Genomic DNA, 16542 nt, shown 5'->3' on the forward strand with positions numbered 1-16542 from the left:
CCAACAATTGTAACATTGTTGGGGTTCTTTTTACTTATCCTTAAAATTATCCTCATGAATTTCAAAATCTTCAAACCGGTGTTTGCTTTTGCGATGGCCGTTTCTGTGCATTTTTCTGCACAAACCGACGCGCCAAAGTACAGTTATACCGAAGCTTTTAAACCGTTTTTCTATCAGAATAATGCGACGGAAACACGCTCCGCAAGCGGACAGCCTGGTCACAATTACTGGCAAAACAGTGCAGATTATGTCTTGAATGCCACGCTGAACGATGGTAAAAATGAAATTTCCGGCTCTGCAGAAATTACCTACACCAATAATAGTTTTGATGATTTAGGTTTTCTATGGCTTCAATTGGATCAAAATTTATTTAAAAAAGATTCCCGTGGAAATGCGGTAATCCCAATGGGTGGAAGTAGAAATGGCGCGAAAGGTCAGGCGTTTGATGGTGGTTACACGATAAAATCGGTAGAAATTATTTCTGCCAATGGAAAAAACCTGAAAACCACCCCGAAATATACCATTACGGACACCAGAATGCAGATCGATCTTCCTCAGGAATTAAAATCGAAAGGTGGTGTAATTAAATTCGTAGTGAATTATTCATTCGTTTCCCCCAATTATGGATCAGACAGAATGGGAATTGAAGCCACAAAAAATGGTAAAATTTTCACGATGGCTCAATGGTTTCCTAGAATGTGCGTGTATGATGACATCATGGGTTGGAATACTTTGCCGTACTTAGGCGCAGGTGAATTTTTCCTGGAATATGGAAACGTTGTTGCGAACTTAACTGTTCCTGCGAATCAATATGTAGTGGCTTCCGGAGAATTATTGAATCCGAAAGAAGTGTACACGAATGATCAAATTAAAAAATGGGAGTCTGCAAAAAACAGTGATAAAACGGTAATCATCCGTTCTGCAGCAGAAGCAAATGCGGGTGAAAAAACATCTTCCGCAACAAAAACGTGGAAATTTAAGGTTGAAAATACCCGTGATTTTGCGTGGGCTTCGTCTTCTGCATTTATCTTGGATGCTGCGAAAATTAACTTACCGAGTGGTAAAAAGTCTTTAGCGATCTCCGCTTATCCCGTAGAAAGTGATGGAAATGCTGCGTGGGGAAGATCCACGGAATATACCAAATCGTCCATCGAAAATTATTCGAAAAGATGGTATGAATATACCTATCCAAATGCGGTGAACGTAGCTGGAAACGAAGGTGGAATGGAGTATCCTGGAATTGTTTTCTGTCACATGAATTCCAAAGGCGCAGATTTGTGGGGAGTTACCGATCACGAATTTGGGCACAATTGGTTTCCGATGATCGTTGGTTCCAATGAAAGAATGTTTGCTTGGATGGATGAAGGGTTCAATACCTTTATCAATTCTATTTCCGAAAAAGATTTTAATAAAGGAGAATATTACGCACCAAAATCACTTCAACAGATGTCTTTTGCCTTTAACAGTGATCAAATGGAGCCTGTTGTAACCGCTCCGGATAATTTGAAGGAAAGAAATTTAGGATTTTTGGCTTATTACAAACCGGGAGCTGGTTTACAGATGCTGCGTGATAATATTTTAGGTGAGGAGCGTTTTGATAAAGCGTTTCGGGAATATATTAAGCGATGGGCTTTCAAACATCCAACTCCAGAGGATTTTTTCCACAGCATGGAAAATGTTGCAGGTGAAGATCTAAGCTGGTTTTGGAGAGGATGGTTTATAAACAAATGGAAAATTGACCAAGCGGTGACAAACGTGAAATATGTTAATGGCGATTTTACCAAAGGTGCAATTATTAAAGTTGAAAATATTGGACAGTTGCCAATGCCAACTGAAGTAGAAATCAAGTTTAAAGATGGTACAAACCAAATTGAAAAATTACCGGTCGAAGTCTGGAAAAGGAATTCAGAATGGTCATTTGAGGTTCCAACTACGAAAGAAATACTGTCTGTGCAATTAGATCCGAAGGGGAGTTTACCAGATGCAAATCCTTCCGACAACATTTTTAAACTGAGTGATCAAGTGGTGGAGAAAATTACGCTGAGTGATTATGTGGGCAGCTTTGCGAGCAAACAACTTCCGTTAAAAGTGGTTATTAAAGAAGAAAACAATAGTTTAACCGTGAAAGCTGGAGGACAGAATGCTTTTCCTGTAGAATATGAGGGGGCAGAAAAATTCAGTTTCTCCATGGCGGGAATCGAAATACAGTTCGCAAAAGACAAAAAAAGTTTCACGCTTCACCAGGGTGGAAAGGATTATATCTTCACAAAAGAATAATATAATTTAAACTATAGAGCAGTAAAAAAAGATCCTGTAATTAATTTTACAGGATCTTCTTCTGAGAGTTAGGTGTTGAACAGCAGATATTTGGCTGTTTCAGAAACGTAATTTTTCTTAGTTATAAGCAAAAAAAAACGCTTTGAAAATCCAAAGCGTTTAATAATAATTTGTAGACCCACAGGGATTTAAGTTAAACAACACTACACCATCATACACAACTATTTTGCTGATATTTAATGCTTTACAAAAATTGAAACAACACTACATATCTATAAAACACTCTGAACGAAACCTAATTTAGTCCCCGATTTTGAAAACGGGGACTAAATTTTAAACATCTACAAACCCCCATTCTCCAATCTTCCTTATCTTTGCAAAAACAAATTCTTGGCCGCAAAAATCCTCATCATTGACGACGAACTGAAACTTTTAAAACTTCTGGGAATGATTATTTCCAATGAGGGTTATGAGGTTTTTCAAGCTTCCACCGCGAGGTCCGGAATCAATATGCTTTCCGGGCACGATATAGATCTGGTGCTTTGCGATGTGAAATTGCCGGATGGTTTTGGAGTAGATCTGGTGAAAGAGATCAAAACCAAATACCCGCAGGTTGAAATTATTTTGATGACCGCCTACGGAAATATTCCGGATGGTGTGCAGGCAATGCGCAACGGCGCTTACGATTATATTGTAAAAGGTGATGATAACGACCGCATTTTGCCTCTCGTTTCGCAGGCTTTGGAAAAAGTGAAGCAAAACCGTCTGAATCTGCAATTAAACCAATCTAAAAACACGGCAGATTTTCAATCGATGATTGGGAATTCACCTTCGTTTTTGTTTGCTAAAAAACTGGCAGAAAAAGTGGCGGTTACAGATGCAGCCGTTTTACTTACGGGTGAAACCGGCACAGGTAAGGAAGTTTTTGCGGCGGCTATTCATCAGGAAAGCGGGAGATCAAAAGAAAAATTTCTGGCTTTAAACTGTTCCGCTTTTGGAAAAGATGTTCTGGAAAGTGAATTGTTCGGTCATAAAAAAGGCGCTTTCACCGGCGCGGTTTCGGATAAGAAAGGTTTGATAGAAGAAGCCAATTCCGGCACTTTGTTTTTGGATGAGATTGGTGAAATGCCTTTGGATCTTCAGGCAAAAATGCTGCGTGTGCTGGAAAGTGGCGAATTTATAAAAATGGGAACCACCACTGTTTCTAAATCCAATTTCCGTCTGATTGCTGCAACCAACCGGGATTTAAAAGAGGAGAGCCGCCTTGGAAACTTCCGGGAAGATTTATATTTTAGGTTAAATGGCTTCGAAATTCATCTGCCACCACTTCGGGAGCGTACACAAGATATTCGTGTACTGGCGGATTTTTTAATTAAAGAGCTTTCAAAAAAAATGAATTTATCGAATGTCAAAATTTCCGAAAATTTCTACCAAAAACTCGAAAGTAATCCGTGGAAAGGCAATATTAGAGAATTGAAAAATACGCTGGAACGTAGCTTGATATTAATGGAAGACCATATTCTTTCCCCAGAAACTTTGCCTGATTATATTTCAAAGAACAGTTTTGCAATGTCTTCCGTGGAAAAAGATCATATCTTAAAAGTATTAAATTATACCAAGGGCAACAAAGCCGAAGCCGCCCGTCTTCTGGATATCGGTATTGCCACCCTATATCGAAAACTGGATGATTATTTACTGAAATAATTTTAGAAATTAAATTCTCATTTTGAGAAAGAAGCCTATCATTTTGATAGGCTTTTTTGTTTTTAAAAAGTTCAAATTTAAATTTAAGTAGTTGATTATAAATAACTTAAATAGTAGTGGAACTGTTTTTGGCATTAGTCCCTTGAAATAAACAATTTTAATACTTCACGCTATGATGCTCACCATTATTTTACTCGCCACCGGAATTCTGTTATTTCTGCTTCTGGCAAAATTTATTCAAATATTCGATAAAATTTAAATTATGTGGATACTTTTTTCACTCTCCATCATCGCCTTTTTATACATCGGCTATGTACTTATTAAACCTGAAAAATTTTAACCAATGAATATAGAATTACTGGGACTTGTATTGATGTTCCTCATCACTTTGGCACTTGCCGTTCCCCTGGGAAAATATATTGCGAAAGTGTACGGTCAGGAAAAAACGTTTTTGGATTTTATATTTAATCCACTTGAAAAGTTATTTTTTCGCCTTGCGGGAATCGATCAAAATTCCGGCTGGACCTGGAAACAGAATATGCTGGCTTTACTCGCTATTAATTTTGTTTGGTTTTTATTGGGAATGTTTGTTTTGATGAATCAAGGTTGGCTGCCTTTAAACCCGGACAATAATCCGGGTCAGAGTGCGGATCTCGCTTTTAATACGACCATTTCTTTTATGGTGAATTGTAATTTACAACATTATTCCGGCGAATCCGGTTTAAGTTATTTGGGGCAAATGTACCTGATGTTTTTGCAGTTTGTAAGTGCCGCCACGGGTATGGCAGCCGTTGCGCACGTTTTCGTCGCATTCAGAAAAAAAACAACTGATAAATTAGGAAACTTTTTCGTGTTTTTTATCAAATCGATCACCAGAATTTTAATGCCAATCTCTTTAATTGTGGGTATTATTTTATTATTGAATGGTGCACCGATGACCTTTAATGGAAAAGACAGCATCACCACAATGGAAGGGAAATTTATTGAAGTTTCTACTGGGCCGGTGGCTGCATTTGTACCCATCAAACACGTGGGAACCAATGGCGGTGGTTTTTTCGGAACCAATAGTGCGCATCCTTTTGAAAATTTGAACTACATCACCAATATGACGGAGATGGTGGCGCAAATGCTCATCCCTTTCGCACTTGTTTTTGCCTTTGGATATTTTATTAAAAGAAGAAAATTAAGTTGGACGATTTTCGCCGTAATGTCAATTGGCTTTTTATCATTAATGGCGATGAATGTCGCCTTTGAAAATGCCGGAAACCCTGCGCTTCAGGAAATGGGTGCCAATATTTCACTCGGAAATATGGAAGGGAAGGAAATCCGTTTTGGCTCGTCTGCTTCTGCTTATTGGAGCGTGGCGACCACCGTAATTTCCACGGGTTCTGTTAATTCTATGCACGACAGTTATATGCCGCTTTCCGGGATGAATATGTTGCTTGCAATGATGATCAACTGCTTCTATGGCGGCGTCGGCGTCGGTATTTTGAATTATTTAATATTTATAATTTTGGCCGTTTTTATTTCCGGATTAATGGTGGGAAGAACGCCCGAGTTTTTAGGTAAAAAAATTGAGGCCAAAGAAATGAAAATCGCGATGATCATTGCATTGTTCCATCCTTTCCTCATTTTGGCCGGCACGGCACTCACCGCATATATGCCGCAATATGGCACAGAAACATTAAACAATCCCGGCTTTCACGGCTTCAGCGAAATGCTGTATGAATTCACTTCCGCTTCCGCCAACAATGGTTCTGGTTTCGAAGGATTGGGCGATAATACGCCTTGGTGGAATATTTCGACGGGAATTGTTTTGGCTTTGTCCAGATTTTTGCCGATCATCGGTCCGGTTGCCATCGCAGGATTTTTGGCTCATAAAAAATACATCCCGGAAAGTGCGGGTACTTTAAAAACGGATACGCCAACTTTTGGTTTAATGACCTTAATGATCATTTTATTGATTGCTGCGCTTGCATTTTTCCCGGCGCTTACTTTGGGACCGATCGCAGAATATCTTACAGCGCTTAAAAATTAATTTTTGAAAAATTAAAATGAATACAAAAAATACACAAAATCTTTTTCAAAAAGATATGGTTTCAGAAGCACTGGGACAGGCTTTCATTAAGTTTGATCCGCGGGTGATGATCAAAAATCCCGTGATGTTTTTGGTAGAAGTGGGAACGGTGGTAATGTTTATCGTTTCACTCTGGACTTTGTTTGGTGAAAAAAGCCAGGGAAGTTTTGGTTACAATTTTACCATTTTCATTATGCTTTTTCTTACAGTCTTATTCGCCAATTTTGCAGAAGCAATCGCAGAAGCGCGTGGAAAAGCACAGGCAGATACTTTAAGAAAAACCCGTGAAGAAACACCGGCTAAATTAATTGTTAATAATGAGCGCGGCTTCGAAATTGAAACGGTACATAAAATGTCTGCGGAAATGCAGTTGGGCGATATTTTTCTTTGCGTGGCCGGAGATCAGATCCCGATGGATGGTGAAATTATCGAAGGTTTAGCCACCATTGATGAAAGTGCGATCACCGGAGAAAGTGCGCCGGTAATTAGGGAAGCAGGTGGAGATAAATCTTCCGTAACCGGTGGAACAAAGGTGCTTTCTGATCGTATAAAAGTCCGCGTAACAACCAAACCTGGCGATAGTTTTTTAGATAAAATGATCGCTTTGGTAGAAGGTGCTTCCCGTCAAAAAACGCCAAACGAAATCGCATTAACTATCTTGCTTGCTGGTTTTACACTCGTTTTCATTATTGTAACGGTGACCTTAAAACCCTTTGCAGATTACAGCAATACGCCAATTACGATTGCTGCCTTTATTTCACTTTTTGTTTGTTTAATTCCGACCACGATTGGTGGATTGCTGTCCGCCATTGGAATTGCAGGAATGGATAGAGCCTTGCGCGCGAATGTCATCACAAAATCAGGTAGAGCTGTAGAAACTGCGGGTGATATTGATGTTTTGCTTTTAGATAAAACCGGAACAATAACAATCGGAAACCGGAAAGCCACAAAATTTTATCCAACCAAGGGAATTTCAATGGAAGATTTCGTAAAATCTGCGGCATTGAGTTCTGTGGCTGATGAAACGCCGGAAGGAAAATCAATTATGGAACTGGCCGCATTAAAACCGGAAAGTCTGATCGTTGAAGATCCCACTTTTATAGAATTTACAGCGGAAACGAGAAGTTCGGGAATTGATTTTGGCGAAACCAGAATCAGAAAAGGAGCTTATGATTCCATCAAACAAATGACAGAAATTAAAGGGAATGCTTTTCCGGAAGAAACCGCAGAATCTGTCCGCTTAATTTCCAGCAACGGTGGAACGCCGCTCGTAGTTGCGAAAAATGATAAAGTGATGGGCGTTATTGAACTGCAGGACATCATCAAAACCGGAATGAACGAACGTTTTCAAAGGCTGCGAAAAATGGGTGTAAAAACCGTGATGGTAACCGGAGATAATCCTTTAACAGCGAAATTTATTGCCGAAAAAGCCGGTGTAGATGATTTTATCGCTGAAGCCAAACCGGAAGATAAAATGAATTATATCAAACGCGAACAGGAAAGCGGAAAATTGGTGGCGATGATGGGCGATGGAACAAATGATGCGCCGGCATTGGCACAGGCAGATGTAGGCGTTGCGATGAACAGTGGAACACAAGCCGCAAAAGAAGCCGGAAATATGGTAGATCTGGATAATGATCCTACCAAACTGATAGAAATTGTAGAAATCGGAAAGCAGTTATTAATGACGCGTGGAACCCTCACCACCTTTTCAATCGCCAATGATGTAGCTAAATATTTCGCCATCATTCCGGCACTTTTCATCACTTTTATTCCGGCATTGCAGACTTTAAATATTATGAAGCTTCACAGTCCGGAAAGTGCAATTCTTTCAGCGGTGATTTTCAACGCCATCATCATTCCGTGTTTAATTCCGCTGGCTTTAAAAGGGGTAGAATACAAACCGATCGGCGCCAGTGCTTTGCTACGGAGGAATTTATTGATCTATGGTCTGGGCGGAATTTTGGTTCCGTTCATCGGAATTAAACTGATTGATATGATGGTAACCGTCTTTATGTAATTAATTTAAAATAAAAAAAATGAAAAAATTTATAAAACCCGCTTTGGTCTTGACCTTATTAATGATTATTTTGGTTGGAATTTATACCCTTGTAATTTTTGGAATTGGTAAAATAACGCCAGACAAAGGAATTGGTGAACAAATAAACATTAATGGTAAAAAACAATATGTGAATATCGGTCAGCAATTTAAATTGCCCGAATATTTCCACGGCCGTCCATCTGCGGTAAATTATAATGCGGCGGCAAGTGGTGCAAGTAATAAAGGCCCAAACAACCCGGAATATCTGATGGAAGTTCAGCAAAGAATTGACACGCTTTTACTTCAAAATCCGCAAATGCAGGAAGTAGAAATACCAGTAGATTTAATCACAGCAAGTGGTAGTGGTCTGGATCCGCATTTATCGATTCAGGCAGCTGAATTTCAAATTGATAGAATTGCAAAAGCCCGAAAAATGAGTGCTGCTGTAGTGGAAGACATTATCCAAAAAAATGTGGCTGATGAAAATTTTATTGTTTTTGCGCCTCAAAAAGTGAATGTTTTAAAACTGAATGCCGCTCTGGATGCCTATAATTCAGCAAAAAATTAATACTAAATATTATTAATTGAAATAATGAAAAAAATACTTCTTTTAGCACTTGTACCATTTGGTTGCTTGCTTTCAGCACAGGAATTGAACATTAATGAAAATTCTAAAGTGACCTTTTCAGGTTACGCTGAAGTTTTTTACACCTATGATTTTAACGAACCTGCCAATCATATCCGGCAACCATTTTTATATACCTACAACCGCCACAATGAAGTGAATTTGAATTTAGGTTTGGTAAAAGCCAATTACGCCAGTGAAAATGTGCGCGCAAATCTGGCATTGATGGTAGGCACTTATCCGCAAGACAATCTTTCGGCAGAACAGGATGCGCTGAAACTAATTAATGAAGCCAATATTGGTTTTAAGATTTCAAAAACCAAAAACATTTGGATCGACGCCGGAATTATGCCGTCGCATATTGGTTGGGAAAGTGCCATTGGGAAAGATAATTTAACATTAACCCGAAGTTTAGCTGCGGAAAATTCTCCTTATTTTGAAACGAGCGCCAAAATTTCCTACACTTCAGATAATGGTAAATTATTCTTAAGCGGATTGGTTTTAAATGGTTGGCAAAGAATTGCACGCCCAGAAGGCAACCAGACTTTGGCATTTGGACATCAGATTTCCTATAAATTTTCAGATCAATTTAGTTTGAATAGCAGCTCATTTGTTGGAAATGACAAACCGACCGATGAAAAAAGGATGCGGTATTTTCACGATTTATATGCTAATTTTACATTGGGGAAAAAAATAAGCGGAATTTTAGGTTTTGATGTGGGTGCGGAGCAGACGGAAAAGGGTAGCAAACGCTACAATTCCTGGTATTCACCCAATTTATTGCTACAATATGCCATCACAGACCGCACTAAAATAGGCGGTCGGGTAGAATATTACAGTGATAAAAACGGTGTCATTATTTCTAGTCAGTTGCCGAAAGCGTTTCAAACTTTTGGATACTCATTGAACATTGATCATAAGATCCACGAAAATATTTTATGGCGGACAGAAGCGCGGGGATTTTCTGCAAAAGATGGTGTTTTTGTAAAGGATAATTTAGCAAATAAAAATGATTTTTTCCTCACAACAAGTTTGTCCGCCTGGTTTTAAATTAACTTTAGTTTAAATTTATCTATTAAATTTTATGTCTTCTGCCGAACATTTTCTTGAGCTAATAGAGCGTTCCAAACGGGGTAAATTTAAAATTTACATTGGGATGAGCGCTGGTGTGGGAAAAACCTACCGGATGTTGCAGGAAGCGCATTCATTGTTGAAACACGGGGTGGATATTAAAATAGGATATATAGAACCGCACGACCGCGCCGAAACCCTCGCTTTAGTGAAAGGTATTCCCACAATTCCCAGGAAATCAATATTTTATAAAGGAAAACACATTGAGGAAATGGATCTGCAGGCCATTATCAATGATCATCCGGATATTATTATTGTTGATGAACTGGCACACAGCAATGCAGAAGGCAGCAAAAATAAAAAACGCTGGCAGGATGTTTTGGAATTGCTGGAAGCCGGTATTAATGTGATAAGCGCAGTAAATATTCAGCATATTGAAAGTCTGAATGAAAACGTACAAAATATTATCGGTATTGAAGTTTCCGAACGCGTACCGGATAAAATCCTTGCGATTGCCGATGAGGTTGTGAACATTGATTTGACAGCCGATGAATTGATTGATCGTTTAAAAGAAGGTAAAATTTACAAAAAAGAAAAAGTAGAAACCGCGCTGAAAAATTTTTTTAAAAGTGATCATATTCTTCAGTTGCGGGAACTGGCTTTAAAGGAAGTCGCAACGCACGTAGAAAAAAAGGTGGAAACTGAAGTCACAAAATCCATCAATATCCGTTCAGAAAAATTTTTGGCGTGCATTTCCAGTAATGAGAAAACAGCAAAATCGGTAATCCGTAAAACAGCCAGACTGGCGAGCTATTACAATTCCCGCTGGTTTGTTTTATATGTGCAGATCCCGAAAGAAGGCGCGGATAAAATTGCGTTAGATAAACAGAGATTTTTAATTAATAACCTCAATTTTGCACAGGAAATGGGTGCTAATGTCATTAAAGAAAAAGGGTCAAATATTCCGGAAACTATTCGCAAATTTGTTATTGAAAATCAGATTACCACGGTTTGTATAGGGAAGCCACGGCTTAATTATTTCCAGCAGTTATTTGGTCTCAACTGGTTCTACAGCTTTGTAAACAGGATGATGGAAGAAAAAGTGGATATTATTATTTTATCTTAAAAGGAAATAAAATTAATTTAGTTATAAATGAGCAAAAGATGGCTATGAAAATTAAAACGAAACTGACTCTAGGCGTCGGATTGCTTTTTTTATTAATTGTGATACTTTCATTGGTGAGTGCTTTTTACATCCACAAACAAAAATCTGATACCGAAAAAATTCTTATCGCCAATTATAATTCACTGGATTATACCAAAAATATGCTCTCTGCTCTAGATAAAATTTCTTCCGACAGCACACAGGTTATTGTTTTTAAAAACAATCTTGTGCAGGAAAGTAAAAATATAACAGAAATTGGGGAACACGATGCATTCGTTAGTCTTCAGAATCATTTTGGGACTTTTCTAAACGGGAAAGATTCAAACGCTGAAAAATTGATTCGGAATGATCTTTTAGAAATTATGCAGTTGAATATGATTGCCATTGTCCAAAAAAGCGATACTGCGGTTGCCACGTCTGAAAGTGCTATTTCCTGGGTTATTTCTTTGGGAACTGTTTGTTTTTTGATTGCATTTATTCTTCTTTTTAATTTGCCGGGAAATATTGCGCGACCAATCCGTGAATTGACGGAAAGTATCAAACAGATTGCCAATAAAAATTACCACGAGCGGGTTCATTTTGAAGGTAGCCGGGAGTTTGAAGATCTCGCAAATTCCTTTAATACGATGGCAGAAAAGCTGGAAGAATACCAAAGCAGCAGTTTGTCTAAACAATTAATGGATAAAAAAAGGGTGGAAATGTTGATTGCCAATATGCACGATCCGGTAATCGGTCTGGATGAAAATAATGTCATTAATTTCATTAATGAAGAAGCGCTCAAAATTTCCGGCTTACTTCGCTCGGATACTGTGGGAAAGTTAGCCTCTGAAGTTGCCGTTAATAATGATCTTTTGCGCGAACTCTTGCGAAATGCTCTTAATGGAAAGGTAAGTGAGGAGCCGATGAAAATATTTGCGGATAATAAGGAAAGTTATTTTGAGCAGGAAATCATTAAAATTAATATTATTCCTACGGGAGAAACTGAAAAAAGAGAAGCCGGAAAAGTAATTTTACTTCGAAATATTACTGCCTACAAAGAACTGGATTTTGCAAAAACTAATTTTATCGCTACCGTTTCCCACGAATTAAAAACACCGATTTCTTCCTTAAAAATGGGAACTCAATTGCTACGAAATGAAAAATTCGGAGTCCTGAATGAGCAACAAAAAGAATTGCTTAAAAGCATTGAAGAAGACGGCGAAAGGTTGCTCAACATCACTGGTGAATTGCTCAACCTTTCCCAGGCAGAAAGTGGAAATATCCGTTTTAAATTAACCGACTGCAATGTTTCAGATTTGGTCAAAAAATCCATCACCAATAATTTAGTTATAGCAGAAAATAGGCAAATTGAAATAATTACAGATCTGCAAACAGATGCCTGTGCGACCATCAACGCTGATGCCGATAAAACAGTTTGGGTACTTAATAACTTTATTACCAATGCAATCAAACATTCACCAGCAGATAAAAAAATAATAATCTCTACCGAGAAGATTGGCGACAAAACACAGTTTTCCGTAAAAGATTTTGGTCGTGGTATTGAAAGCCGCTACCATTCTCAAATCTTCGACCGCTATTTCCAGGTGCCGGAAGACCAGCAAAACGGCAGTGGACTTGGCCTCGCTATCAGCAAAAACTTCATCGAAAAACAGGGCGGCGAAATAGGGGTGACAAGCAGAAGAAATGAAGGAAGTACTTTTTATTTCAGGTTATAAATAAATAAAGAATTAAGTCTCTAATTTACTTTTTTACTAAAAAATTCGTAAGTATCCGCAATATTTATATAAAACTTTGAAGCAGATTAATCGCTGTGACCCTTTCATTTTTTGCCAACTAGATACTGCATTACAAATGAAGGATCTTCTTCCTATGTCGGAAATTATTGGAACAAATTTTGGAAATACTTTATTACACGTTTGATTTCAGACCTAAAACGACTGTTGTATTTGCTCGTCTATTTTCGCTAAAAATTGTTAAAACAACATCCGCAAAATCTAGTATCGGAAATTAGATTTTATTCAATTATGGATTAAAACAGATTTTGGGTTCGTTTACAATCTAAAAAGTAATAACACACTGATTATCAGTGTGTTATTAGCAAAAGTAGACCCACAGGGATTAAAGTTAAACAACACTACACCATTATACACAACTATTTTGCTGATATTTAATGCTTTACAAAAATTGAAACAACACTACATATCTATAAAACACTCTGAACGAAACCTAATTTAGTCCCCGATTTTGAAAACGGGGACTAAAATATTTGCCGATAAAGTAATTCTAATGTTATCCTTTAATATCGTGTTCTTTATAGTGATCATTGGACCTGTGGTTTATTTAACATTTAGTTATAAAAAAGAAGACATATATTCTATATTTAAACCATAATTAAAACCAGTAAGTAATCCCCAATTTAGTCCCAGATTTTTGAAGTAGAGACTAGGTGCAGCATAAATATTAATGATTGTAGGTTATAATTAGCAACAAAATAAATAGTAGATTCTATTTTATAAACAGAAATTTATCAGGATAATTTGTAGTAGAATCTGATTTTGATCATAGAAAAGCCATCAAGTAATAGGCTGTATATAAGTTAAAAAATACCTATATTTGTAACGGATTATATAAAAATGCATATTAATTCTAAAATACTATTTTTCTGTTTTATACTGGTTTTATTTCTGGTACCTAATTTTGTATTCGGTTGCGCCGTAAATAATCAAGCGGAAAAATCAGAAAAGTCTTTCGTTGCATTAGAATTCAGGCAGTCATTTGCGGAAGCAAAGCCGGAATGTTCCAGCGGAGACTGTGAAGATGAATGTTGTCATCCTAAATCCCATCAATGTTCAACTGGTGACTGTTCTGCAAACTGTAGTGGAAATACTTGCAGTTCCTTTCAGTATCCACTCGCTGATAGTAATAAGCTCGAAAATTCTCAAAACAAGTTTGATCTTACTTCCAAAAGATCACAATTCTATTATCTTAATCCGTTTTATTCTAATGGATTTAACACCATTTGGCAACCGCCAAAAATAGGTTAAATACGCTTCTTACAGCCCTAGTTATGCGATGTCCTAAAGTGCTTTTGTGCTTTGTTGTATCGTTGTACTTGCTGTACTCAACATTTTAATTCAGCGAAAATACTAGTATGGTTCTATTCAAAATAGCACACGATTAAATCGTAGAGCTAGTCCATGCCTCACGCATTTTCTAATTCAATCTCAAACTTAAATCTAAATTTCATGAAAAATTTGACATTTGGAATGATGGCCGTATTGGCCTTGTTCCTATCTTCCTGTAATAGCCCTGAAACCAATAAAAACAATGAAGTTGTAAATGCTGCTGTCGTTAATGGTCAGCCGAAAGTTGGCGACCTTCTTTCAAACGATGAAGTATGCATGGTAAATAATGCCTATATGGGTAAAAAACAATTAGAAGTAAAATATGACGGCAAAATTTATTACGGCTGTTGCGCAGATTGTCAGGAGAAGATCCCGACCCTGGAAAGCGCACGTATTGCTGTGGACCCGGTATCTAAGAAACCTGTAGATAAAGCAACTGCGATTATTGCAAAGGCAGACGAAAATGATAATGTATTGTATTTCGAAAATAAATCCAACTATGAAACTTATTTTAATAATTAACAACTTAAAAATCAAAACAATGAAAATAGCAGTAATAGGTCTTTTGACCATTGGCGCATTAACACTAAGTGCCTGCACAGAAAATAAAGAGAAAACTTCTAACACTACCATGCAACACGATATGAATGGCATGAAAGAGGGCGAAACAATGGAGGATATGTCCATGAATGCAAACATGACCGTTGTTGATGCCACAAAATCCAGCGCTAATCTTGATGATCTTACTTTAAATTATATGCAACTCACTGCAGCTTTGGCAGATGATGATGGTGGGAAAGCCGCTTCTGCCGCCAAAAATATGGTGCAATCACTCGCTAAAATTGACCAAAGCAATTTTGCGGCGGAGCAGAAAAAAGAGTACGCAGATATCGCCGCTGAGCTTAAAGAACATGCAGAACACATCGCGGAAAATGCCGGAAATATCGAACATCAAAGAGAGCATCTGGATTTATTAAGTGCAGACTTCTATGATTTGGTTAAAGATTTCGGCGCGTCAAAACCGGTCTACAAAGTCTTTTGCCCGATGTACAATGAAAGCAAAGGTGCTTTCTGGTTAAGTTCTTCTAAAGAGGTTAAAAATCCTTACTACGGCAAAGAAATGCTTACCTGTGGGGAAGTGCAGGAGGAAATTAAGTAAACTGATACACTACCATGATTCAAAATTTAATAAGATTATCTCTTAAAAACCGATACTTTGTACTGCTCATTGCCGCAGGTCTATTTATCTGGGGGATTTTTGCCGTCCGAAATAATCCAATTGATGCGATCCCTGATTTAAGTGAAAATCAGGTGATCGTTTTCACGGAATGGATGGGAAGAAGCCCGCAGATCATTGAAGATCAGGTGACTTTTCCGCTCGTGAGCAATCTGCAGGGAATTCCGAAAATTAAAAATATTCGGGCGTCTTCCATGTTTGGGATGAGTTTCGTGTATGTCATTTTCGAGGATGATGTCGATATTTATTGGGCAAGGACCAGAGTGATGGAACGGCTCAATTACGCACAGCGACTACTTCCGCAAGATGTAACCCCAACGCTCGGACCTGATGGTACCGGTGTCGGTCATGTTTACTGGTATCATTTAGATGCACCGGACATGGATCTCGGAGATCAGCGCGCCTTACAGGATTGGTATATAAAATTTGCCCTCCAAACTGTTCCTGGCGTTTCTGAAGTCGCCTCTTTTGGTGGTTTCGAAAAACAATATCAATTGGTGATCGATCCGGTAAAATTGCAGTATTACAATATTTCTTTAATGGATGTAATGAACGCAGTGAAAACCAATAATAACGATGTCGGTGGCCGGAAATTCGAGATGGCAGATATGGCCTATATCATTCGTGGTCTTGGTTATATTAAGAATATTGAAGATATCGAAAGCATTTCTGTGGGCAATAATCAAGGCATTCCAGTTCGGGTGAAAGATGTTGCGTCTGTGCAAATGGGTGGCGATTTGCGGACGGGTATTTTTGATGTTGATGGCAAAGGAGAAGTAGTGGGCGGAATTATCGTTGCGCGCTACGGTGAAAACGCAGATAAAGTCATCAATGATGTTAAGGAGAAAATGAAAGAGGTGGAAAAAGGTCTTCCGGAAGGCGTTACCTTAAAAACATCTTACGATCGAAGTACGCTGATAGAAGCAGCAATTGATAATATCAAAACCAAACTGGTTGAAGAAATGATTGTGGTGGCGATTATTGTTATTGTTTTTCTTTTTCACTGGCGCAGTGCCTTGAGTATTATTATTCAGATACCGATCACGATTGCCATTGCCTTTATTTTGCTGAATGCTTTCGGACTTTCCTCCAACATCATGTCACTTACAGGAATTGCCTTAGCAATTGGAGTGATCGTAGATAATGGAATTATCATGTCGGAAAATGCGTATAAAAATCTGTCGGATTGGCAGAATCATAATCAAAACAAAAACTCCTAA

General features: G+C 38.0%; 12 protein-coding genes. All 12 read left to right on the top strand.

Going from position 1 to position 16542, the window contains the following annotated elements; translation table 11 throughout:
- The first annotated feature begins 54 nt into the window (after window positions 1–54).
- The 12 genes from EIB73_RS11865 to EIB73_RS11925 all read left to right on the top strand — a co-directional run bounded on the left by EIB73_RS11865 (window position 55) and on the right by EIB73_RS11925 (window position 16542).
- Window positions 55–2277, top strand: a complete 2223-nt coding sequence (locus EIB73_RS11865) for a M1 family metallopeptidase (RefSeq protein WP_164467890.1) — start codon at window positions 55–57, stop codon at window positions 2275–2277.
- A gap of 390 nt (window positions 2278–2667) precedes the next feature.
- The gene (locus EIB73_RS11870) at window positions 2668–3981 is read left to right on the top strand and encodes a sigma-54-dependent transcriptional regulator (protein WP_125025476.1); all 1314 of its coding nucleotides are present in this window, start codon (window positions 2668–2670) and stop codon (window positions 3979–3981) included.
- A 343-nt stretch (window positions 3982–4324) separates the two neighbouring features.
- On the top strand, window positions 4325–6019 hold the full coding sequence (gene kdpA, locus EIB73_RS11880; protein ID WP_125025477.1) for a potassium-transporting ATPase subunit KdpA: 1695 nt from the start codon (window positions 4325–4327) through the stop codon (window positions 6017–6019).
- Between the two features lie 16 nt (window positions 6020–6035).
- Window positions 6036–8078 carry a potassium-transporting ATPase subunit KdpB gene (gene kdpB, locus EIB73_RS11885; protein ID WP_125025478.1) on the top strand — a complete coding sequence of 681 codons (2043 nt, stop codon included), beginning with the start codon at window positions 6036–6038 and terminating at the stop codon, window positions 8076–8078.
- Window positions 8079–8097: 19 nt separating this feature from the next.
- A complete protein-coding gene (kdpC, locus tag EIB73_RS11890) occupies window positions 8098–8667 on the top strand; it encodes a potassium-transporting ATPase subunit KdpC (protein WP_125025479.1) in 570 nt (189 codons plus the stop codon).
- A gap of 24 nt (window positions 8668–8691) precedes the next feature.
- Complete coding sequence (locus EIB73_RS11895; RefSeq protein WP_125025480.1) at window positions 8692–9774, top strand: porin; 1083 nt, start codon at window positions 8692–8694, stop codon at window positions 9772–9774.
- A gap of 34 nt (window positions 9775–9808) precedes the next feature.
- Entirely contained in the window at window positions 9809–10921 is a 1113-nt protein-coding gene (locus EIB73_RS11900; protein WP_125025481.1) for a sensor protein KdpD, read from the top strand.
- A 44-nt stretch (window positions 10922–10965) separates the two neighbouring features.
- Window positions 10966–12675, top strand: coding sequence for an ATP-binding protein (locus EIB73_RS11905; RefSeq protein ID WP_125025482.1), 1710 nt, complete (start codon window positions 10966–10968; stop codon window positions 12673–12675).
- A gap of 918 nt (window positions 12676–13593) precedes the next feature.
- On the top strand, window positions 13594–14004 hold the full coding sequence (locus tag EIB73_RS11910; RefSeq protein WP_125025483.1) for a hypothetical protein: 411 nt from the start codon (window positions 13594–13596) through the stop codon (window positions 14002–14004).
- A gap of 201 nt (window positions 14005–14205) precedes the next feature.
- Window positions 14206–14607 (top strand): hypothetical protein, encoded by a 402-nt coding sequence (locus tag EIB73_RS11915; protein ID WP_125025484.1) that lies wholly within the window; start codon window positions 14206–14208, stop codon window positions 14605–14607.
- A gap of 19 nt (window positions 14608–14626) precedes the next feature.
- On the top strand, window positions 14627–15244 hold the full coding sequence (locus EIB73_RS11920; RefSeq protein ID WP_228411235.1) for a DUF3347 domain-containing protein: 618 nt from the start codon (window positions 14627–14629) through the stop codon (window positions 15242–15244).
- A 14-nt stretch (window positions 15245–15258) separates the two neighbouring features.
- On the top strand, window positions 15259–16542 hold the full coding sequence (locus EIB73_RS11925; RefSeq protein WP_125025486.1) for an efflux RND transporter permease subunit: 1284 nt from the start codon (window positions 15259–15261) through the stop codon (window positions 16540–16542).

Origin of the sequence: Kaistella carnis (assembly GCF_003860585.1) — a bacterium.
Lineage (GTDB): Bacteria > Bacteroidota > Bacteroidia > Flavobacteriales > Weeksellaceae > Kaistella > Kaistella carnis.

Coding starts and splice junctions, on each gene's coding strand:
- EIB73_RS11865 (WP_164467890.1), top strand. CDS start 55: ATGAATTTCAAAATCTTCAAACCGGTGTTTGCTTTTGCGATGGCCGTT.
- kdpA (WP_125025477.1), top strand. CDS start 4,325: ATGAATATAGAATTACTGGGACTTGTATTGATGTTCCTCATCACTTTG.
- kdpB (WP_125025478.1), top strand. CDS start 6,036: ATGAATACAAAAAATACACAAAATCTTTTTCAAAAAGATATGGTTTCA.
- kdpC (WP_125025479.1), top strand. CDS start 8,098: ATGAAAAAATTTATAAAACCCGCTTTGGTCTTGACCTTATTAATGATT.
- EIB73_RS11895 (WP_125025480.1), top strand. CDS start 8,692: ATGAAAAAAATACTTCTTTTAGCACTTGTACCATTTGGTTGCTTGCTT.
- EIB73_RS11900 (WP_125025481.1), top strand. CDS start 9,809: ATGTCTTCTGCCGAACATTTTCTTGAGCTAATAGAGCGTTCCAAACGG.
- EIB73_RS11905 (WP_125025482.1), top strand. CDS start 10,966: ATGAAAATTAAAACGAAACTGACTCTAGGCGTCGGATTGCTTTTTTTA.
- EIB73_RS11910 (WP_125025483.1), top strand. CDS start 13,594: ATGCATATTAATTCTAAAATACTATTTTTCTGTTTTATACTGGTTTTA.
- EIB73_RS11915 (WP_125025484.1), top strand. CDS start 14,206: ATGAAAAATTTGACATTTGGAATGATGGCCGTATTGGCCTTGTTCCTA.
- EIB73_RS11920 (WP_228411235.1), top strand. CDS start 14,627: ATGAAAATAGCAGTAATAGGTCTTTTGACCATTGGCGCATTAACACTA.
- EIB73_RS11925 (WP_125025486.1), top strand. CDS start 15,259: ATGATTCAAAATTTAATAAGATTATCTCTTAAAAACCGATACTTTGTA.